Raw genomic sequence first — 20259 nt, 5'->3', positions numbered from 1 at the left:
GTGGCGAGCAGTGACGTGCCGTTCGCGGTGGACCGCGCGGTGCCCGGTCTGATCGTGAAGATCGGCGACTACCCGCTGCACCACGGGGGCGTCGGCGCCATCCGGTCCCTGGGCCGCCTGGGTACCCCCATGTACGCCGTCACCGAGGACCGCCTGACCCCGGCCGCGCTCTCGCGCTATCTGGAACGGGCCTTCGTCTGGCCGACCACCGGCAAGGAGCGGCCGGAGCGGCTGGTGGAGGGGCTGCTGCGGATCGGGCGGGCGATCGGGCGGCCGACCGTCCTGCTGCCGACGGACGAGGAGGCGGCGGTGCTGGTCGCCGAGCACGCCGACACCCTCGCCGGGGAGGGCCGTTTCCTCTTCCCGCGCGCGGAGCCCGGGCTGCCCAGGCGGCTGGCCAGCAAGCAGGGGCTGCACGAGCTGTGTCTGGACCACAGCGTGCCCACCCCGTCCGCGGCGTTCCCCGATTCGTACGCCGACGTCAAGGAGTTCGCGGCGACCGCGCGTTTCCCGGTGGTCGCCAAGAACCGGGAGGCGTTCGAGCGGCGCAGGAGGCCGGCGGTCGGCGGCACCACGCGGATCACGGGGCCGCGCGAGCTGCTGGCGCTGGCGGCCGGGTGGGGCCCGCGGCCCGGGGTGATCCTTCAGGAGTATCTGCCGCGGGAGGACGCCGAGGACTGGATCGTGCACGCCTACTTCGACGCGGAGAGCACGCCGCTGGCGATGTTCACAGGGGTCAAGGTGCGGTCCTGGCCGCCCCACGCGGGCATGACGGCCTGCGCCTATGTGGTGGACAACCCCGAGCTGGCGGAGATGGCCGCTCAGTTCATCAAGCGGATCGGCTTCTCCGGGATCGTCGATCTGGACTGGCGCTACGACCGGCGGGACGGGCGGTACAAACTGCTCGACTTCAACCCCCGGATGGGCGCGCAGTTCCGGCTCTTCGAGAGCGAGGCGGGGATCGATGTGGTGCGCGCCCAGCACCTGGACCTGACGGGGCGCAAGGTTCCGGAGGCCGAGCAACTCGCGGACCGGCGGTTCGTCGTGGAGAACATCGACCTGCCCGCGCTGCTCGCCTACCGCCGCAGCGGATACACCACGCCGCACGCGCCCGCCCGGGCGAGCGGGACCGAGCTGGCATGGGCCGCGCGCGACGACATGAAGCCGTTCTTCACGATGCTGGCGCGCTGTGTGCGGCCCGGCGCGGTCCACCTGTACCAGCGGTGGCGCGCCAAGAGTAAGACCGGCCGGGAGTAGGGCACGTGACGCCGCGTGCCCTACTTGCGGACGGTCCAAGTGATGTCTCGGGGAGGGGACTCGTGAACGATCCGGTAGCAGTCATCGGGGCCGGTCCGTACGGCCTGTCGACGGCCGCCCATCTGCGTGCGCGCGGCCTGCCGGTCCGCGTCTTCGGGACACCGATGGTGAGCTGGCGCGAGCACATGCCGGCCGGAATGCTGCTCAAATCCACCCCGGTGGCCTCGAACATCGACGCCCCGCAGGTGGGGCACACCCTGCTCGACTTCTGCCACGCGGAGGGCGGCAAGCGCTATGAGTCGGACTGGGACGTGATCCCCGTCGAGACCTTCGCGCGGTACGGGCTGTGGTTCCAGGAGCGGCTGGTGCCGGAGCTGGAGCAGGTGCGGGTGATGTCGGTCGACCGGCGGGGCGGCCGCTTCGAGCTGAAGCTGGACTCGGGGGAGCAGTTCGCCGCGCGCGCCGTGGTGGTCGCCAGCGGGCTGTCCGGGCTCGCCCATCTGCCCGCCGAGTTCGCCGCCGCCGTGCCCGACGGTCCCTCTCCCGCCGGGCCCGTCTCGCACAGCTCGCAACACCGCGACCTGGCGCGCTTCGCCGGGCGTGAGGTGGTGGTGGTCGGGGCCGGGCAGTCGGCGCTGGAGTCCGCGGTGCTGCTGGCCGAGGCGGGCGCCGCGGCGGTGCGCGTGGTGGCGCGCGGGCAGCGCGCGGTCGCGTTCGGCGCGCCGCCGGACCGTCAGCCGCGGCTGCGCCCCGAGTCGCCCTTCGGGCGCGCCTGGTCGCTGTACGCGCTCTCGAACCACGCCGCGGCCTTCAGGCGGCTGCCCGCGCCGGCCCGGCGGTATCTGGTCCGCACGGTGCTGGGGCCGCTGGGCGCCTGGTGGCTGCGGGAGCGCTTCGCGGGGCGGGTGCAGGTCACCCAGGGGCAGCGGGTCGCCCGGGTGGAGGTGGAGAGCGGCGGGCGCGTGGCGCTCTCCCTGCGTGGCGGCGGGCGCGCCGGTGAGCTGGCCGCGGACCATGTGATGGCCGCGACCGGATACCGGGTGAATGTGGCGGCGCTGGGCTTCCTCGGGCCCGAGCTGAGGGCCGAGGTGGTGACCAGCGCCGGAGGGCCGTGGCTGGACGCGGGCTATGGTTCCTCCGTACCGGGCCTGTACTTCACCGGACTGCCCGCGGCGGCGAGCTTCGGGCCGGTCATGCGGTTCGTCTGCGGCACCGAGTACGCCTCGCCCCGACTGGCCAAGGCGGTGGCGTTGACCCATGGGTGACCGTGTCGCCACCCGCCCGAGGAAGCTGTGTCAGCCGCCGAGGTCACGGCCGATCACAGATTGACCGACTGTTGATCAGTGATCGACCCACAGTCGATCACTGGACGATCGAGGACCGGAGCACGATTGATCTGCCGGTGAGCGCGGAAAACGTCGTGAGGAGCCGGTCGGCAGGGCGCCGGAAGTGATAGCTCGCACAAGGCGGGAAGGCGCCCGTGGTGATCGCCAGCCGACCGGATACGCTGCCTTTGGTGGAGACAGCGACACATCGACATTGCGTGTGACCGCAGGCAGACAGGAGTACCCCGTGAGCGTCGTCGGGCCCTTCGGGCTGAGCGTGCGGGACCGGACTCTGGAAGCCGATACCCAGGCCGGGCTGACAGCCGTCGAAGAGGGTCTGCTGGAGGCCACGAAGAGCGACGTGCCGTTCATCACCGGGGCCGCCCAGCACCTGATGCGGGCGGGCGGCAAGCGGTTCCGGCCGCTGCTGGTGCTGCTCGCCGCGCAGTTCGGCGACCCGTACGCGCCCGGGGTGGTGCCCTCCGCCGTCGTCGTCGAGCTGACGCACCTGGCGACGCTCTACCACGACGACGTCATGGACGAGGCGGATGTCCGCCGCGGTGTGGCCAGCGCCAACGCCCGTTGGGGCAACTCGGTGGCGGTGCTCACCGGCGACTTCCTGTTCGCCCGCGCCTCGCACATCCTGGCCGACCTGGGGCCGGAGGCGGTGCGGATCCAGGCCGAGGCGTTCGAGCGGCTGGTGACCGGACAGATCCTGGAGACGGCGGGGCCACGGGACGGCCGCGACCCGATCGAGCACTACCTGGACGTCCTTCAGGGCAAGACCGGTTCGCTGGTCGCGGTCTCCGGGCGGTTCGGCGCGATGATGTCGGGGGCCGACGAGTCCGTCGTCAGCATCCTCACCCAGTACGGCGAGCGGCTGGGCATCGCGTTCCAGCTGGCCGACGATGTGCTGGACATCGCCAGCGACAGCCATGAGTCGGGCAAGACCCCCGGCACCGACCTGCGGGAGGGCATCGCCACCCTCCCCGTGCTCCATCTGCGGGCGCAGGCGGAGGCGTCCGGCTCGGCCGAGGACCGCGAGCTGTGCGAGCTGCTGGCCGGGGACCTCAGCGACGACGGGCTCCACGCCGAGGTGCTGCGGCGGCTGCGTACCCACCCCGCGCTCGAGCAGGCCCGCCGGGACACCCTCCGCTATGCGGCGGAGGCCCGCGCGATGCTGGCGCCGCTGCCCGAGGGGGCGGCGAAGGCCGCGCTCGAGGGGCTGTGCGACGCGGTGGTGCACCGGGCCGGCTGACCGCCGTCCGCGCCGTCCCGCGCCGCCGCCCGGCTCAGACCTGCGGCGCATCGGGTCCTACCTCAGGGGTATCCGAACGTGATCCTGTCGGCTGACGCGCCGAGACGGTCGATTTGGTGGGATTGAAGGACCACCACATGGCGGTATCGGGTGACAATGGCCCGAGAGGTGGACGAGTGCGAGGCTGACAACCGCCGCCGATGACGGAGGTAGAGCACATATGGCACGGATCCGACCGACACAGGTCGCCGACGACGGTTTCTGGGACGAGGATCGACCAAAGGGGCGCCATAAAGCCGTCCGGTACGCCGCCCCGGTGGCGGTGGCCGGCATCGCGGCGGCGACGATAGGGCTGGTCCCGGCCCTCGCCAGCACCGGGAACCCCGATCTGCCGAAGGTCACGGCAGAGGAGCTGATCAGCAAGATCGCCGCGTCGGACACCGAGCAGCTGTCCGGCTCGGTGAAGGTCACGACCGACCTGGGCATACCGTCGCTGCCCGGGGGCGCCTCGCTCGGCGACCTCGCGGGCGGCGAACGGGGGAACGGCGGCGCTTCGCCGGAGTCGAAGCTCGCCGAGCTCGCGTCCGGCACGCACACCCTGCGGGTGGCCGCCGACGGGCCGGAGCGGCAGCGGGTCTCGATCATCGAGAAGGCCGCCGAGTACAGCGTCATCCACAACGGCGACGAGGTGTGGGCGTACAACAGCGCCGACAACTCCGTGTACCACGCCGAGTCCCCCGAGAAGGCCGCCAAGGGCGACCACCGGCGGGAGGCACCCGAGGACCTGAGCGGCCTCACCCCGCGGGATGCCGCGAAGAAGGCGCTCGCCGCCGTGGACGACACGACCCAGGTCAAGGTCGACGGCACCGCGAGAGTCGCCGGACGGGACGCCTACCAGCTGCTGATACGCCCCAAGCAGGGCGATGCGAGCCACTCGACGATCGGCTCCATCCGCATCGCCGTGGACGCGAAGAACGGCGTGCCGCTGAAGTTCACCCTGGAGCCCAAGAGCGGTGGCAAGGCGGCGATCGACGTGGCCTTCACCCAGGTGGACTTCGGCAAGCCCAAGGCGAGCACCTTCCACTTCACCCCGCCCAAGGGCGCCAAGGTCACCGAGGAGAGCCGCACCGAGCACGAGGCCGAGCACGGGGCCAAGGGCGAGGAGAAGAGCCTCCGCGAGCTGTCCGGGCTGAATGTGGTCGGCAAGGGCTGGGACACGGTGGCGCGGCTGGACCTCCCCGGCGGCCTGCCCGCCAGCGCGAGCGGCGGGGGCGGGCCCAGCGAGTTCCTCGGCGGCCTGGGTAAGAAGGTCAAGGGGGACTTCGGCTCGGGCACGGTGCTCAGCACCCGCCTGGTCAACGCCTTGATCACCGATGACGGCAAGGTCTTTGTCGGCGCGGTGGACAAGAGCGCCCTGATCGGCGCCGCGGACGCGGCCAAGTGACCGCCTGACGAAGGGGGAGCCCGTGGAGGAGCTGTCCGCCGAGGACATGGCCGGGGCGCCGGCCGCCCGCTCGGTGACCGACGCCGCGGTGGAGACCCGCGGGCTCACCAAGCGCTACCGAGGCGGACAGCTCGCGGTCGACGCGCTGGACCTGACCGTGCCGCGCGGCAGCGTCTTCGGCTTCCTCGGGCCCAACGGCTCGGGGAAGACGACGACCATCCGCATGCTCATGGGCCTGATCGAGCCGACCGCCGGAAGAGCCCGGCTGCTCGGCGCGCCCATGCCGCGCGCCGCCCGCAGCGTGCTGCCCAGGGTCGGGGCCCTCATCGAGGGCCCCGCCCTGTACTCCTTCCTGACCGGCCGGGACAATCTGGTCCGCTTCGATGCCGCCGACCCCACCGCCGATCCGCGCACCCGGGCCGCGCGGGTCTCGGCCGCCCTGGAGCGGGTGGGCCTCTCGGCCGCGGCGCGCAAGAAGGCCCGCGCCTACTCCCTCGGCATGAAGCAGCGTCTGGGCCTGGCCGCGGCGCTCCTCCAGCCGCGGGAGCTCCTCGTCCTCGACGAGCCGACGAACGGCCTCGACCCGCAGGGCATGCGGGAGATCCGTACGCTGGTGCGCGAGCTGGCCGAGGACGGCACCACCGTCTTTCTCTCCTCCCACCTCCTCGATGAGATCGAACAGGTGTGCACCCATGCGGCGGTCATGGCTCAGGGAAGGCTCATCGCCCAAGGCACCGTCGCCGAGCTGGCGGCCGGCAGCCGCGGCCGGCTGTCCGTCACCACCCCGGATGCCGCGGACGCGGTCCGCGTCCTGAAGGAACACGGGGTGACGGACATCGTGGTCCTGGACGAGCGCGTCACGGGGGAGCTGCCCTCGGCCGGGCCCGCGTCAGCCGCCAGCTCCGCCTCTGCCTCCGCCTCTGCCTCCGCGTCCGGCGAGAGCGCACCGCCGCTCGACCTCGCGGATCTCAACGCCGCCCTCGTACGCGCCGGGGTGCGGGTCCGGGCCTTCGGAGCCGAGCGGGCCTCGCTTGAGGACGCCTTTGTCGCGCTGACCGGGGAGGGTTTCGATGTCGCAGGCTGAGGTGAACAGGGCAGAGCTGAACAGGGCAGAGACGAGCGGGGCCGAGGTGAGCAAGGGAGCGCGCATGGCGAAGGCGAGCGGCCCGGCCGGCGCGCCGGCCCGGCGGCCGAGCCCACTGTGGACGCTGGCCCTGTTCCGCAGCGAGCTGGGCACCACCTTCCGCCGCTGGCGGACCATCGCTCTGCTCGGCGTACTCGCGGCCATCCCGGTCCTCGTGGGAATCGCGGTGAAGATCGAGACGAGTGACGGCGGCTCGTTCGGCGAGGGGCGTGGGGGAGACGGCCAGGGCCCCGCCTTCTTCTCGCAGATCACCAACAACGGCATCTTCCTGGTCTTCGCGTCGCTCGCGGCGACGCTGCCCGTCTTTCTGCCGATGGCCATCGGCGTGATCGCCGGTGACTCCGTCGCGGGCGAGGCGGGCTCCGGGACGCTGCGCTATCTGCTGGTCGCCCCGGCCGGGCGGACCCGTCTCCTCCTCGCCAAGTTCACCACCGTGATGGCCTTCTGCCTGGTCGCCACGGTTGTGGTGGCCGCCGCCGGACTGGCGACCGGGGCGCTGCTCTTCCCTCTCGGCGATGTCACGCTGATCTCGGGAACCACCGTCTCGTTCACTGACGGACTGCTCCGGGCGCTGGCGGTGGCGGGCGTCGTGGCGTACTCCCTCATCGGCGTCGCGACGGTGGGCCTGTTCATCTCGACCCTCACCAGCAGCGGGATCGCGGCCATGGCGGCGACCGTCGGTCTGCTGGTCACCGTGCAGATCCTGGACACCATCCCGCAGCTGCACGCGATCCAGCCGTATCTGTTCCCGCATTACTGGCTGTCCTTCGCGGACGTCCTCCGGGACCCGGTCTACTGGGACGAACTCACCAAGAACTTTCAGTTGCAGGCCCTTTACGTGGCGGTGTTCGGCTCGGCCGCCTGGGCGCGATTCACCGCGAAAGACATCACAGCCTGACAGCGCGCGGCGGATCACCGCCGCGCGCTGTGCCGTCAGCTGCTGAGGGTCCAGATGGCGTAGGCGATGGCGTCGGTGTTGCGGTCCAGCGCGGTGTCGTTGATGTTGCTCGAGGTGTCGCAGGACCGGTGGTAGCAGCGGTCGAACGCCTGGCCGGAGGTGCCGCCCCACTTCTGCGCCTGGGCGGCGGTCTTGGTGTAGTCGGCGCCGCTGAACAGCCCGCCCACCGGCACGCCCACGTTCTTGAACGGCGCGTGGTCGGAGCGCCCGTCGCCCTCCGTCTCGATCTCGGTGGGCACGCCCTTGGTCGCGAAGAAGTCCTTGAACACGGACTCGATGCGCGCGTCGTCGTCGTAGACGAAGTAGCCCGGGTTGGGCGAGCCGATCATGTCGAAGTTGAGATACGAGTCGATCTTCGCGCGATTCGCGGTCGACAGGCTGTTCACGTAGTACCGGGAGCCCACCATCCCGAGCTCCTCGGCGCCCCACCAGCCGAACCGCAGGTGCTTCGTGGGCTGCAGCCCCGCCCGGGAGACGGCGAGCGCGGTCTCCAGGACGCCCGCGGAGCCCGAGCCGTTGTCGTTGATGCCGGGGCCGGCGCTGACGGAGTCCAGGTGGGCGCCCGAGAACACCACGTTGTCGGTGTCGCCGCCGGGCCAGTCGGCGATGAGGTTGTAGCCGGTGGCGCCGCCGGAGGTGAACTGCTGCACGGTGGTGGTGAACCCGGCCGCGTCGAGCTTGGCCTTGACGTAGTCGAGCGAGGCCTTGTAACCGGGGCGGCCATGGGCGCGGTTGCCGCTGTTGGCGGTGGCTATGGACTGGAGCTGGCTCAGGTGGGCCTTGACGTTGGCGACCGGGATGTCGGGCGCGGCGAGGGCGGTCGCGGCCGCCGGGGCGGGCGCCGGCCCGGCCGGTGACAGCGGCGCGGCGGGCGCCGCCACGCTGAGGGCCGCGACGACCGCACCAGTCGCGGTGGCGGCGGTGGCGGCGCGGCGTATCAAGGATCTTCCGGATGACGACATGGGGGGCTCCGAATTCCGAACGGGGGCAAGACGGAATGAACGTGACGCTGTGTGGGGCACGCACCCGGTGGGGCGGGGGAGCGCTGAAGCGGTGGCACGGTCAAACGGTGGCTCGGCCAAGCGGTGGCACGTGATGCGGAGTGTCGCAAAGGCAGATGCTCCGGCCCCGGCTGACATCGCGTCAAGGGTGGGAACCGGACAGTAGGAGCCGTATATCGGTCCCGGAGCCGTGCGGGCTCAGCCGAGGACGGGGTCCTCGGTCGCGGCGTCGCCGTGCCGCGCCGCCGCGGCGGCCCGCGCCGCGGCCTCGCGCAGCTGTGCCCGCGCCCGGCGGGCCGTGCGCAGCGCGTCCCAGGTGAGCAGCGCCAGCGCGAGCCATACGAGGGAGAAGCCCGCCCATCGCTCGGGCGGCATGGACTCGTGGAAGACGGCGATGCCGAGCGCGAACTGGAAGACCGGCGCGATGTACTGGAGCATCCCGATCGTCGACAGCGGCAGCCGCACGGCCGCCGCCCCGAAGCAGATCAGCGGCAGCGCGGTGATCAGCCCGCTGCTCGCCAGCAGCGCCGAGTGCCCGACGCCCCCGCTGCCGAAGGTGCTGTCGCCGCGCGCGGTCAGGAAGACCACGAAGCCGAGCGCGGGCAGGAACTGGACGGCGGTCTCGGCGGCGAGCGACTCCAGCCCGTCCAGGCCGATCCGCTTCTTGAACAGGCCGTAGGTGGCGAAGGAGAGGGCGAGCGTGAGCGCGATCCAGGGCAGCGTGCCGTAGCCGACCGACAGGACGGCCACGGCGGCCGCGCCGACGCCGACCGCCGCCCACTGCACCGGCCGCAGCCGCTCGCGCAGCAGGAGGACCCCGAAGCCGATGCTGACCAGGGGGTTGATGAAGTATCCGAGCGAGGCCTCGACGACATGGCCGCTGTTGACGCTCCAGATGTACAGGCCCCAGTTGACGGAGATGACGGCCGCGGCGAGGGCGATCATCCCCAGCCGTGCTGGCTGCCGCAGCAGCGGACGTATCCAGGACCAGCGGCGCAGTGCGAGCAGTACGAGGACGAGGGCCACCAGCGACCACACCATGCGGTGGGCGAGGATCTCGTCGGCTCCGGCGGGCTTCAGCAGCGGCCAGAAGAGGGGGACCAGGCCCCACATGCCGTAGGCGGCGAAGCCGTAGACGAGTCCGCTGTGATGCTGCTGCTGGCTCTGCGGCTCCACATGTCCTCCCGGCGGCATGGCGACCTGTCGAACGTAGCGCCGGCGCGGCCCGCCTGTCATCTCCGTATCGTCATACGGTCATGACATGCGGGCCGCCTTGCCGGGGTCGGCCGGGGGTTCCGGGGGGGCTCAGCCCTTCGGTTCAGCCCTTGAGGGCCACCGCGATCGAGTCCGCGATGGGGGTGGTCGGCCGGCCGATGAGCCGGGAGAGGTCGCCGGGCGTGTCGGCCAGCAGGCCGCGGGAGATCGCGGCGTCGACGTCCACGAGGATCTCGGCGAACGGCTCGGGAACACCCGCGCCGGTCAGGATGGCCGTGTGGGTCTCGGCCGGCACGGGGCCGTACGCGATCTCCTTGCCGGTCTGCTTGGCGACCTCGGCGGCGTACTCCTCGAAGCTCCAGGCGGTGTCGCCGCTGAGCTCGTACGCCTTGCCCACGTGGCCCTCGCCGGTCAGCACCTCGACGGCGGCGGCCGCGTAGTCGGCGCGCGCGGCGGAGGCGACGCGGCCGTCGCCCGCGCTGGCGACGACGGCTCCGTGCTCCAGCACGGGGGCGAGCTGCTCGGTGTAGTTCTCGTTGTACCAGCCGTTGCGCAGCAGGACGTACGGCAGGCCGGAGGCCTGGATGGCCTGCTCGGTGAACTTGTGCTCGTCGGCCAGCGTGAAGTCGGCGGCGGGGCCCCCGAAGACACTGGTGTACGCGAGCAGGGCGACGCCCGCCTCCTTGGCGGCGTCGATGACGGCCTGGTGCTGCGGGACGCGCTGCCCGACCTCGCTGCCGGAGATCAGCAGCACCTTGTCGTTGGCGGCGAAGGCGCCCTGGAGGGTCTCCGGCCGGCTGTAGTCGGCGATGTGCAGCCGCACGCCGCGCGCCGCGAGATCGGCGGCCTTGCCGGCGTCCCGCACCACGGCTACGACCTGGTCCGCGGGGACCTTCTCCAGCAGGCCCTCGACGACGAGGCGGCCGAGGTGGCCGGTGGCTCCGGTGACGACGATGCTCATGACTGTTTTCTCGCTTTCGTCCTATTGATTCTGCTTGATTCTGCTTATGTCGTTCTACGAACCACCCTATCCTCAGCGCTAACTGTGGGAAAGTACCCACTTTGAAGTAAGGTACTGTCATGCCAGTAAGTAACAGGATCGCCGAGAAGACGCGGGGTGCGCCGATAGGTGGCCCGGATGCCGCCATGTGCCCGGCGCGTCTGGTGTTGGAGCACGTCACCAGCCGCTGGGGGGTCCTCGTCCTCGCCGTGCTGCTGGACGGCACCCACCGCTTCAGCGAGGTGCGGCGCGCGGTCGGGGGCGTCAGCGAGAAGATGCTCGCGCAGACCCTTCAGACGCTGGAGCGGGACGGCTTTGTGCGCCGCGAGGCCCATCCCGTCATCCCGCCGCATGTGGACTACTCGCTGACCGAGCTCGGTGAGGAGGCGGCGCAGCGGGTGTGGGCGCTGGCCCGCTGGACGGAGGAGAAGGCTCCGGAGGTCGTGGCCGCCCGGGAGGCGTACGACACCGCCAAGGTCAGTCGGGCTGCGGCGGGTGCCCCGCCTTCAGGGCCCGTACGGCCCGTGTGACATCGAAGGGCAGGATCGTCACCGCGACGCTCGGCAGGTGCTCGAGGGCCCTGGCCAGCGACTCCGCGGTGCCCCGGTGCAGCAGCTTGCCCAGTGGGGTGGCGTAGGTGCGGCGCGGCACCAGCAGGATCAGCGCGGTCTCTCCGTCCTCGGTGATCCGGGCCGCCAGCTCGACCACGGCCGGGCGCAGCTGCCGGTCCGGGCACTCCACGACCTCCAGCGAGATCGATGTGCCCGCCGTGGTCTCCCACGTCGCCATCAGCCGTCGGGCCTGTGTCTCGTCGATCATGAAGTGCACGGCGCGCACCGCGTCGGCCCGCAGCTCATGCGCGTACCGCAGCGCCTTGATCGTCGCCAGGTCGAGGTTCTCGACGAGTACGTGGACGACCCGGCGCCGTCGGCGCGGCTGGTCCATGCCGAGCCGCGGCACCGCCTCCAGGGCCGCCGCCTCGGCGCGGTACTCGCGGTTGATCCGGATCAGCGCCCAGACCCCGAGTGGGAAGACCATCACGACCAGCCAGGCACCCTCGGTGAACTTGGTGACGGCGAAGATCAGCACCACCGCCGCCGAGACGGTCGCGGACGCGGCGTTGGCGGCGATCTTCCAGACCCGGCCGGACTCGCTGCGGCGCAGGTGATAGGCCGTCAACCCGGCGCCGGCCATGGTGAAGGCGGTGAACACGCCGATCGCGTACAGCGCCACCAGCCGGTCGACGTTCGCGTCGGTGACGATCAGCAGCGCGAGGGCGATCACGGCCAGCGAGATGATGCCGTTGGAGAACGCGAGCCGGTGGCCGCGCCGGGTCAGCTGCCGGGGCAGAAAGCGGTCCTCGGCGACAAAGCTGGCGAGGAAGGGAAAGCCGGTGAAGGGGGTGTTGGCGCCGGTGTAGAGGATGAGCACGGTCGCCAGCTGGACGAAGGACAGCCCGGCGGCGCCCAACCAGCCGCCGCCGAAGACCAGGTGCGCCTCCTGCGCGAGAACGGTCGGGGTGCCGTCCCGGTAGGGCGTGGCATGGGTGAAGTGGGCGAGGGCCGAGACGCCGAACACGAGCGTGCCGAGGACGCAGCTCATCGCGATCAGCGTGTGGCGGGCGTTGCGGCCCTGGGGCTCGCGGAAGACGGAGACGCCGTTGGAGATCGCCTCCAGACCGGTCAGCGAGGAGCCGCCGTTGGCGAAGGAGCGCAGCACGATGAAGAGCGAGGCGCCGTAGAGCCAGCCGCTCCCCGCCTGGCCCACGTCGACGGCGCCCGGGGCGTGCACATCGGCGTGCGGCAGCTCGCCGCCGATGCCGCGGATCAGGCCGATCACCAGCATCAGGCCGATGGCCGCCATGAACAGGTAGGCGGGCCACGCGAAGACCCGCCCGGCCTCCCGCACCCCGCGCAGATTGCCGTACGCGAGGATCAGCACCACACCAATGGTGAGGGGCAGTTGGAGGTGGTCGATGCCGGTCCACCGGCCGCCGATGAGATGGGCCCACGAGATGATCGCGTTGGTGCCGGCCGAGGCCTGCACGGCGACGGTGACGATGTAGTCGACCAGCAGCGCGACGGAGGCGATCTGGGCGATGTTCGGGCCGAAGTTCTCGCGGGCGACGATGTACGAGCCGCCCGCGCGGGTGTAGATCGTCACCACATCGCTGTAGCAGAGCGTGACCAGCACCAGGACGAGGAGGATCGCCCCGGTCACCGGGAGGAGGAGGGCGAAGGCCGCCACCCCGACCACCGGCACCAGGATGCGCAGCATCTCCTCGCTGCCGTACGCGGTCGAGGAGATGCAGTCGGAGGCGAGCACGCCGAGCGCGGTGGAGTTGTTGAGCTTCTCTCCCTTGATGCGCTCGGTGACCAGCGGCGGGCCGAGCAGCCGCCGCTTGACGTGGGAGACGATGCGGTCGCGGGGCGGAAGCAGCTCGGCGGGGTCGGCCATGGGCCCTATCAGAGCGGGTGCCCGCCCGAGGCGCCGTCAGACGCTCCGGGCAGGCACCCGCCCCGCGTACGTGCGCACTCACCCGTACGGGTGGGCGCGGCGGGCCCCCGCCGGGTCAGCCGACGACGGTCCAGGTGTCCTGGCCTGCGAGCAGGGCGCCGAGGTCGCCCTTGCCCTTCTGCTCCACGGCTGCCTCGAGCTGGTCGGACATCTCGGCCTCGTAGACCGGGCGGGTGACATCGCGCAGCACCCCGATGGGGGTGTGGTGCAGCGTGTCGGGGTCGGCGAGCCGGGTCAGCGCGAAGGCGGTGGTGGGCGAGGCGGCGTGCGCGTCGTGGACCAGCACTCCCTCGGTGCCCTCCCGGGTCACATCGATGACCCTGAGGTCGCCGGTGGCCGGGTCGCGGACGACGCCCTTGGAGCCGAGGCCGTCCCCGCCGTCCTCCTCGCCGAACGGCGTGCCGAAGCGGATCGGCTTGCCGTGCTCCAGGCGGATGACGGCCTCCTGCGCCTGGTCCTTGTCCTTGAGGACCTCGAAGGCGCCGTCGTTGAAGATGTTGCAGTTCTGGTAGATCTCCACCAGCGCGGTGCCCGGGTGGGCGGCCGCCTCGCGCAGCACCTGGGTGAGGTGCTTGCGGTCGGAGTCCACGGTGCGGGCGACGAACCCGGCCTCGGCGCCCAGCGCGAGCGAGAGGGGGTTGAAGGGCGCGTCGAGCGAGCCCATCGGCGTGGACTTGGTGATCTTGCCGACCTCGGAGGTCGGGCTGTACTGACCCTTGGTGAGGCCGTAGATCCGGTTGTTGAACAGCAGGATCTTCACGTTGACGTTGCGGCGCAGCGCGTGGATGAGGTGGTTGCCGCCGATGGACAGCGCGTCGCCGTCACCGGTGACCACCCACACCGACAGATCGCGGCGCGAGGCGGCCAGGCCCGTGGCGATGGCGGGGGCGCGGCCGTGGATCGAGTGCATCCCGTAGGTGTTCATGTAGTACGGGAAGCGGGAGGAGCAGCCGATGCCGGAGACGAAGACGATGTTCTCCTTCGCCAGGCCGAGTTCGGGCATGAAGCCCTGGACGGCGGCGAGGACCGCGTAGTCGCCGCAGCCGGGGCACCAGCGCACTTCCTGGTCGGACTTGAAGTCCTTCATGGTCTGCTTGGTGCCGGCCTTCGGCACCAGCGAAAGCGCGTCGACGGAGGAGAGCCCTTCCGCGATCGTCTCAGTCATCGATGGCCTCCTTAAGGGCCGTCGCAAGCTGCTCGGCCTTGAATGGCAGCCCCCGCACCTGGGTGAAGGAGCGGGTGTCGACCAGATACTTGGCGCGGAGCAGGGTGGCGAGCTGACCGAGGTTCATCTCGGGCACGACCACCTTGTCGTAGCGGGCCAGGACCGCGCCGAGGTTCCCCGGGAAGGGGTTGAGATGGCGCAGATGGGCCTGGGCGATGGAGTCCCCGGCGGCGCGGACCCGGCGCACGGCGGCGGTGATCGGCCCGTAGGTCGAGCCCCAGCCCAGCACCAGCGTGCGGGCGTCGCCGGTGGGGTCGTCCACCGTGATGTCCGGCACCTCGATGCCGTCGACCTTGGCCTGCCGGATGCGCACCATGTGGTCGTGGTTGGCCGGGTCGTAGGAGATGTTGCCGGTGCCGTCCTGCTTCTCGATGCCGCCGATGCGGTGCTCGAGGCCGGGGGTGCCGGGCACCGCCCAGGGGCGGGCGAGCGTCTCGGGGTCGCGCTTGTACGGCCAGAAGACCTCGGTGCCGTCCGCCAGGGTGTGGTTGGGGCCGCTGGCGAACCGGACCCGCAGATCCGGCAGGTCTTCCAGGTCCGGCACCCGCCACGGCTCCGACCCGTTGGCGAGGTAGCCGTCGGAGAGGAGGAAGACGGGGGTGCGGTAGACCAGCGCGATCCGCACCGCGTCCAGCGCCGCGTCGAAGCAGTCCGCCGGGGTCTGGGGGGCCACGATCGGCACCGGGGCCTCGCCGTTGCGCCCGTACATCGCCTGTAGCAGATCGGCCTGTTCGGTCTTGGTGGGCAGGCCGGTCGACGGGCCGCCCCGCTGGATGTCGATCACCACCAGCGGCAGCTCCTGGCTGACCGCGAGCCCGATGGTCTCCGACTTGAGCGCCACGCCGGGGCCGGAGGTGGTGGTCACCGCGAGCGCCCCGCCGAACGCGGCGCCCAGCGCCGCGCCGATGCCCGCGATCTCGTCCTCGGCCTGGAAGGTGCGCACGCCGAAGTTCTTGTGGCGGGACAGCTCGTGCAGGATGTCCGAGGCGGGGGTGATCGGGTACGAGCCCAGGAACAGCGGCAGGTCCGCCTGGTGCGAGGCCGCGACCAGCCCGTACGACAGCGCCAGATTGCCGGAGATGTTGCGGTATGTCCCCGGCGGGAACGCGGAGGAGGCGGGCGCCACCTCGTAGGAGACCGCGAAGTCCTCCGTGGTCTCGCCGAAGTTCCAGCCGGCCCGGAAGGCGGCCACGTTGGCCTCGGCGATCTGCGGCTTCTTGGCGAACTTCTGGCGCAGGAACTTCTCGGTGCCCTCGGTCGGGCGGTGATACATCCACGACAGCAGGCCGAGCGCGAACATGTTCTTGCTGCGCTCCGCCTCCTTGCGGGACAGCCCGAACTCCTTGAGCGCCTCGACGGTCAGCGTCGTCAGCGGCACGGGGTGGACGTGGTACCCGTCCAGCGAGCCGTCCTCGAGCGGGCTCTGGTCGTAGCCGACCTTGGCCATCGGCCGCTTGGTGAACTCATCGGTGTTGACGATGATCTCGGCGCCGCGCGGCACATCGCCCAGGTTGGCCTTCAGCGCGGCCGGGTTCATCGCCACCAGCACGTTCGGCGCGTCGCCCGGGGTGAGGATGTCGTGATCGGCGAAGTGCAGCTGGAAGCTCGACACGCCGGGGAGGGTGCCGGCAGGGGCGCGGATCTCGGCCGGGAAGTTCGGCAGCGTGGACAGATCATTGCCGAATGACGCCGTCTCCGAGGTGAACCGGTCACCCGTGAGCTGCATGCCGTCGCCCGAGTCACCCGCGAATCGGATGATCACCCGGTCCAGACGGCGGACCTCTTTGCCGCCGTCCGACGCTCGCTGTCCCCCGACGAGCGTCTGCCCGTCCTGCTGATCGGCTGGTTCGGCCTGCTCGGCCGGGCTACTGACCTGGCTGGTCACTGATTCGGACCTCCCTTGAGGCGGCGCTCATGGACATCGGTGCCGACCGGTTGTCCCATGGCCATCGTACGTCGGTAAGGGTCGCCTTCCCTGACCGGATCGCATAATGGACGGCCTGGCGCTGCCCCTTTATGTGGTGAATTGTCATGCTCTGCATGCGCCCCCGTACTCATGTCGAGCGATCCTCCCCCTATCGGTCTTTGGTTTTACGACCGCCAATTGACCAGTCCAGTCCAGTCCAGTCCAGTCCAGCTCCAGACCAGCCTGGCCCGGACTCCCCATGCCCGTCTTGCATTCCGTGCCGTCCTAGGAATTCAGATAGGTCAGCACCGCGAGCACACGGCGGTGATCCCCCTCACTCGGCGACAGGCCGAGCTTCAGGAAGATGTTGCTGACGTGCTTCTCGACCGCGCCGTCGCTCACCACCAGCTGCTTGGCGACCGCCGAGTTCGTCCGGCCCTCGGCCATCAGACCGAGGACCTCCCGCTCGCGCGGGGTGAGCCCGGCCAGCACGTCCTGCTTGCGGCTGCGCCCCAGCAACTGCGCCACGACCTCCGGGTCGAGCGCGGTGCCGCCCCGGGCCACCCGCACCACGGCGTCCACGAACTCCCGGACGTCGGCGACCCGGTCCTTGAGCAGATAGCCGACACCGCGGCTGTTGCCCGCCAGCAGCTCCGTGGCGTACTGCTCCTCCACATACTGTGACAGCACCAGCACACCGAGTCCGGGATGATCGTGGCGCAGCCGGACCGCCGCCCGCACCCCCTCGTCGGTGTGGGTCGGCGGCATCCGTACGTCCGCGACCACCACATCCGGCAGCGCGCCCTCGTCGGCCAGCTCCTGGACCGACTTCACCAGCGCCTCCGCGTCGCCGACCCCCGCGACCACCTCATGCCCACGGTCGGTCAACAGGCGGGTCAGCCCCTCCCGTAGCAGCACCGAATCCTCGGCGATGACCACCCGCACCCTGTCCTCCACAGCCCCCCCACTCGTCGGTTCCTCGGCCCCAGCATCCCAGGGATCGGACCCGCCCGAAGCCCGGCGCGCTTACCGGGGCGGGGCAGAGGGCGGACCAGGGGGGCGGGCGAGGCGCGCGGGGGAGGCGGCGGGGGAGGCGGCGGGGCCGCGGGTCACCTGCGCCAGGGCAGCTCGGCGGTGACGGAGGTCGGGCCGCCGGCCGGGGAGTGCACGACGAGCAGGCCGTCGACCGCGTCGAGCCGCTCGGCCAGCCCGGCGAGCCCCGACCCGGGCCGGCCGTCCGCCCCGCCCTGGCCGTCGTCCGAGACCTGCAACATCACCCGGTCCTCGGAGCGCCACACATCCACGGCGGCCGTCCGCGCGCCGCTGTGCTTGCTGATGTTCTGCAGCAGCTCGGAGACGGTGAAGTAGGCGATGCCCTCGATCGCGGGCGCGGGCCGCTCCGGCAGGTCCACCGTCACCGTCACGGGCACCACGCAGCGGGCCGCCAGGGCGGACAGGGACGGGCCCAGGCCCCGGTCGGTGAGGATCGCCGGGTGGATGCCTCTGGCGAGGTCGCGCAGCTCCTGGAGGGCCAGCTTCACCTCGCCGTGCGCCTCGTCGACCATCCGCGCCGCCGTCTCCGGGTCCTCCTGGAGCTTCTCCTTCGCCAGGCCCAGGTCCATGGCGAGGGCGACCAGCCGGGCCTGCGCCCCGTCGTGCAGGTCGCGCTCGATGCGGCGCAGATCGGCCGCCGCCGTGTCGACCACCGTGCCCCGGTCCGACTCCAGCTCCCACACCCGCTCCGCGAGCCGCGAGGGACCCAGCAGCCCGGACACCAGCAGCCCGTCGACCGTGGTCAGGCCCCGTATCACAAACGGCGTCCCCACCAGCAGCAGCGCCCCGGCGACGCTGGCGGCCGCTATGTCGAGCGGGGTGTCGAGGAAGAAGCCGCGGCCGTCGACTTCGAAGAGCTGCACGCCCGGCTGATCGCTGTAGGTGGGGAGAACCCACTGCCACAGCGGATAGGTCACAAAGGCCCAGGCGTTCACCCACAGCGTCAGCGACAGAGCGAAGGCGAAGATCGCCCACGGGAGGTGGATCACTGAGTAGAGCGCATGGCGCCAGGAGGTGCCGCTCTTGAGCAGCGCGCCCACCCACGCGAACGGACCGGACTTGCGCGACCCGCGGGTCACCGCCCGCACCGGCTCGGGATCGGCGACCTCCAGGCGCAGCAGCGCGCGCGCCCTGGCCCGCTCCACGGCCCCGAGCGCCCGGCAGCCCGCCAGGGCGACACCGAGCACCGGTATGCCGAGGAAGGTGACCAGAAGCCCGACGCCGAGCGCGAGCATCGTGATCGCGTAGCAGAAGGTGAGCAAGGCCATCGGGAGGCTGAGCACCAGATACAGGAACTCGCGCCAGACACGGGCCTTGAAGGGCGCACGCAGCGCCGCGGGCACCAGAGAGCCGCGGGGCTCGGCCTCCGGCCCGTACGGTTCGTATGCGGTGGCCATCTCTCGTCCGTCCTCCGAAGGGTGGGGCATGGTGCCCGGTGCTGCGTTGCGTACATCCAGGCTCCCGGAGCGCGCCCGGCCGGGCCATGGAGCAAGTAGGCGTCTTGACCGTGGGGCTAGCCCTACCGTCTGGGTAGATCTGGGCCTAACACCGGACCCGCGCGGACATCGCGCGGGTCCGGCCAGGCCTAGGCTCCCGCGGCCCCGCGGTCGCGCCACGGCAGCTCGGCGGTCACGGCCGTCGGGCCGCCCACCGGCGAATCCACCGTGAACAGGCCGTCGACCGACCCGAGCCGCTCCGCGAGCCCGGCCAGACCGCTGCCCCTGTCCGTGCTCGCACCGCCGTGCCCGTCGTCCCGCACCTGGAGCAGCAGCCGCCCGTCCGACCGCCACACCTCGACGGCGGCCGTCCGGGCGCCGCTGTGCTTGCTGATGTTCTGCAGCAGCTCGGAGACGGTGAAGTAGGCGATGCCCTCGATCGCGGGCGCGGGCCGCTGCGACAGGCTCACGGAGACTTCCACCGGCACCGTGCAGCGCACCGCGACCGACGACAGCGCCGCGTCCAGGCCCCGGTCGGTCAGCACCGCCGGGTGGATGCCTCTGGCGAGGTCGCGCAGCTCCTGGAGGGCCAGCTTCACCTCGCCGTGCGCCTCGTCGACCATCGCGGCCGCCGCCCCCGGGTCCTCCAGCACCTTCTCCTTCGCCAGGCCCAGGCCCATGGCGAGGGCGACCAGCCGGGCCTGCGCCCCGTCGTGCAGATCGCGCTCGATGCGGCGCAGATCGGCCGCCGCCGTGTCGACCACCGTGCCCCGGTCCGACTCCAGCTCCGCGATCCGCCGCTCCAGCCCGTCGGACGGGGACAGCAGCCCGCGCACCATCGCCCGGTCGGCGTTCGTCAGGCCCCGGGCGATCCAGGGCAGCACGGGCCAGGCGAGGAAGAGGGCGAGCAGGGTGACACAGAAGGTGGCCACCGCCCAGGGCAGCCGCATGAAGGAGTACAGCGTGGTCCGCCAGCCCACCGGGTCCCGCAGCCGCTCCCACAGCCAGGAGAAGAAGCCGCCGTCCGTGCGGTGCCGCAGCCGGCTCGGCTCGTCGACGCGCACCGTGAGCAGCGCGCGGGCGCGACGCCGCTCGAACGCGCCGTACAGCCGGCTGCCGCGCAGCCCCAGGGCCAGCAGCGGCAGCCCCACCACGGTGATCGCCAGCCCCAGGCCCGTGACGAGCCACACCAGGGAGTAGACGAAGCCGAGGACGCCCACGGGCAGATTGGCGAGGAGGTGGGCGATCTCCTTCCAGGTCTGCGCGGGAAAGCCGAAGGCGGGTGGCCGGGGCAGCCGCTCGTCGCCCTCATCGGTTGAACTCGAGGTCATACGGCCAAGATTGCCGGGCCTGCCCCCGCCCCGCCATGGGGTACGTCGCCGTGCCCGGGTAGGGGTAACCCCACCGCATCCCGGACGGGCGGCTCACCTGGACGGCGGCAGGGCCTACACTCCCGTGCGTACGTAGCGTCGAAGAACACACGACATCAACATCGACGGACATCAGGCGGGACAAGGAGC

16 protein-coding genes are annotated in these 20259 nt (G+C 71.5%); 7 read left to right on the top strand and 9 right to left on the bottom strand.

Annotated elements, in window-relative coordinates; genetic code table 11:
- The 6 genes from ACWY4P_RS23595 (at position 1) to ACWY4P_RS23570 (ending at position 7326) form a co-directional block, all read left to right on the top strand.
- Complete coding sequence (locus tag ACWY4P_RS23595) at positions 1-1257, top strand: carboxylate--amine ligase (protein ID WP_456212524.1); 1257 nt, start codon at positions 1-3, stop codon at positions 1255-1257.
- Between the two features lie 62 nt (positions 1258-1319).
- Positions 1320-2522 (top strand): FAD-dependent oxidoreductase, encoded by a 1203-nt coding sequence (locus ACWY4P_RS23590; RefSeq protein WP_456212523.1) that lies wholly within the window; start codon positions 1320-1322, stop codon positions 2520-2522.
- Positions 2523-2829: 307 nt separating this feature from the next.
- Complete coding sequence (locus tag ACWY4P_RS23585) at positions 2830-3840, top strand: polyprenyl synthetase family protein (protein WP_456212522.1); 1011 nt, start codon at positions 2830-2832, stop codon at positions 3838-3840.
- Between the two features lie 220 nt (positions 3841-4060).
- Entirely contained in the window at positions 4061-5284 is a 1224-nt protein-coding gene (locus tag ACWY4P_RS23580) for a LolA family protein (RefSeq protein ID WP_456212521.1), read from the top strand.
- Positions 5285-5330: 46 nt separating this feature from the next.
- Positions 5331-6368 carry an ABC transporter ATP-binding protein gene (locus ACWY4P_RS23575; protein ID WP_456213030.1) on the top strand — a complete coding sequence of 346 codons (1038 nt, stop codon included), beginning with the start codon at positions 5331-5333 and terminating at the stop codon, positions 6366-6368.
- 64 nt (positions 6369-6432) lie between these two features.
- Complete coding sequence (locus ACWY4P_RS23570) at positions 6433-7326, top strand: ABC transporter permease (RefSeq protein ID WP_456212520.1); 894 nt, start codon at positions 6433-6435, stop codon at positions 7324-7326.
- Between the two features lie 35 nt (positions 7327-7361).
- Here the strand turns inward: ACWY4P_RS23570 and ACWY4P_RS23565 are convergent, their stop codons facing one another.
- The 3 genes from ACWY4P_RS23565 to ACWY4P_RS23555 all read right to left on the bottom strand — a co-directional run bounded on the left by ACWY4P_RS23565 (position 7362) and on the right by ACWY4P_RS23555 (position 10563).
- Entirely contained in the window at positions 7362-8348 is a 987-nt protein-coding gene (locus ACWY4P_RS23565) for a M28 family metallopeptidase (RefSeq protein ID WP_456212519.1), read from the bottom strand.
- 237 nt (positions 8349-8585) lie between these two features.
- Positions 8586-9581, bottom strand: coding sequence for an EamA family transporter RarD (gene rarD, locus ACWY4P_RS23560; RefSeq protein WP_456213029.1), 996 nt, complete (start codon positions 9579-9581; stop codon positions 8586-8588).
- Between the two features lie 124 nt (positions 9582-9705).
- Positions 9706-10563: an SDR family oxidoreductase gene (locus ACWY4P_RS23555; protein WP_456212518.1), complete on the bottom strand. Its 858-nt coding sequence runs from the start codon at positions 10561-10563 to the stop codon at positions 9706-9708.
- 119 nt (positions 10564-10682) lie between these two features.
- On the opposite strand from ACWY4P_RS23555, the gene ACWY4P_RS23550 reads away from it, so the two are divergent.
- A complete protein-coding gene (locus ACWY4P_RS23550; RefSeq protein ID WP_456212517.1) occupies positions 10683-11132 on the top strand; it encodes a winged helix-turn-helix transcriptional regulator in 450 nt (149 codons plus the stop codon).
- Here ACWY4P_RS23550 and ACWY4P_RS23545 read toward each other — a convergent pair.
- The 6 genes from ACWY4P_RS23545 to ACWY4P_RS23520 all read right to left on the bottom strand — a co-directional run bounded on the left by ACWY4P_RS23545 (position 11080) and on the right by ACWY4P_RS23520 (position 20070).
- Positions 11080-13059 carry an APC family permease gene (locus ACWY4P_RS23545; protein ID WP_456212516.1) on the bottom strand — a complete coding sequence of 660 codons (1980 nt, stop codon included), beginning with the start codon at positions 13057-13059 and terminating at the stop codon, positions 11080-11082. The two genes, ACWY4P_RS23550 and ACWY4P_RS23545, sit on opposite strands and share 53 nt — an antisense overlap.
- A 115-nt stretch (positions 13060-13174) precedes the next feature.
- A complete protein-coding gene (locus tag ACWY4P_RS23540) occupies positions 13175-14284 on the bottom strand; it encodes a 2-oxoacid:ferredoxin oxidoreductase subunit beta (RefSeq protein ID WP_456212515.1) in 1110 nt (369 codons plus the stop codon).
- Positions 14277-16229, bottom strand: coding sequence for a 2-oxoacid:acceptor oxidoreductase subunit alpha (locus ACWY4P_RS23535; RefSeq protein WP_456212514.1), 1953 nt, complete (start codon positions 16227-16229; stop codon positions 14277-14279). The genes ACWY4P_RS23540 and ACWY4P_RS23535 overlap by 8 nt, the downstream gene beginning before the upstream one ends.
- Positions 16230-16535: 306 nt before the next feature.
- Positions 16536-17195 (bottom strand): response regulator, encoded by a 660-nt coding sequence (locus tag ACWY4P_RS23530; RefSeq protein WP_456213028.1) that lies wholly within the window; start codon positions 17193-17195, stop codon positions 16536-16538.
- Positions 17196-17359: 164 nt separating this feature from the next.
- Complete coding sequence (locus ACWY4P_RS23525) at positions 17360-18700, bottom strand: sensor histidine kinase (protein ID WP_456212513.1); 1341 nt, start codon at positions 18698-18700, stop codon at positions 17360-17362.
- 188 nt (positions 18701-18888) lie between these two features.
- Positions 18889-20070, bottom strand: coding sequence for a sensor histidine kinase (locus ACWY4P_RS23520; protein ID WP_456212512.1), 1182 nt, complete (start codon positions 20068-20070; stop codon positions 18889-18891).
- Positions 20071-20259: the final 189 nt, after the last annotated feature.

This window comes from Streptomyces sp. LZ34 (assembly GCF_053890475.1).
This window is presented reverse-complemented; position numbering and strand designations above follow the sequence as displayed.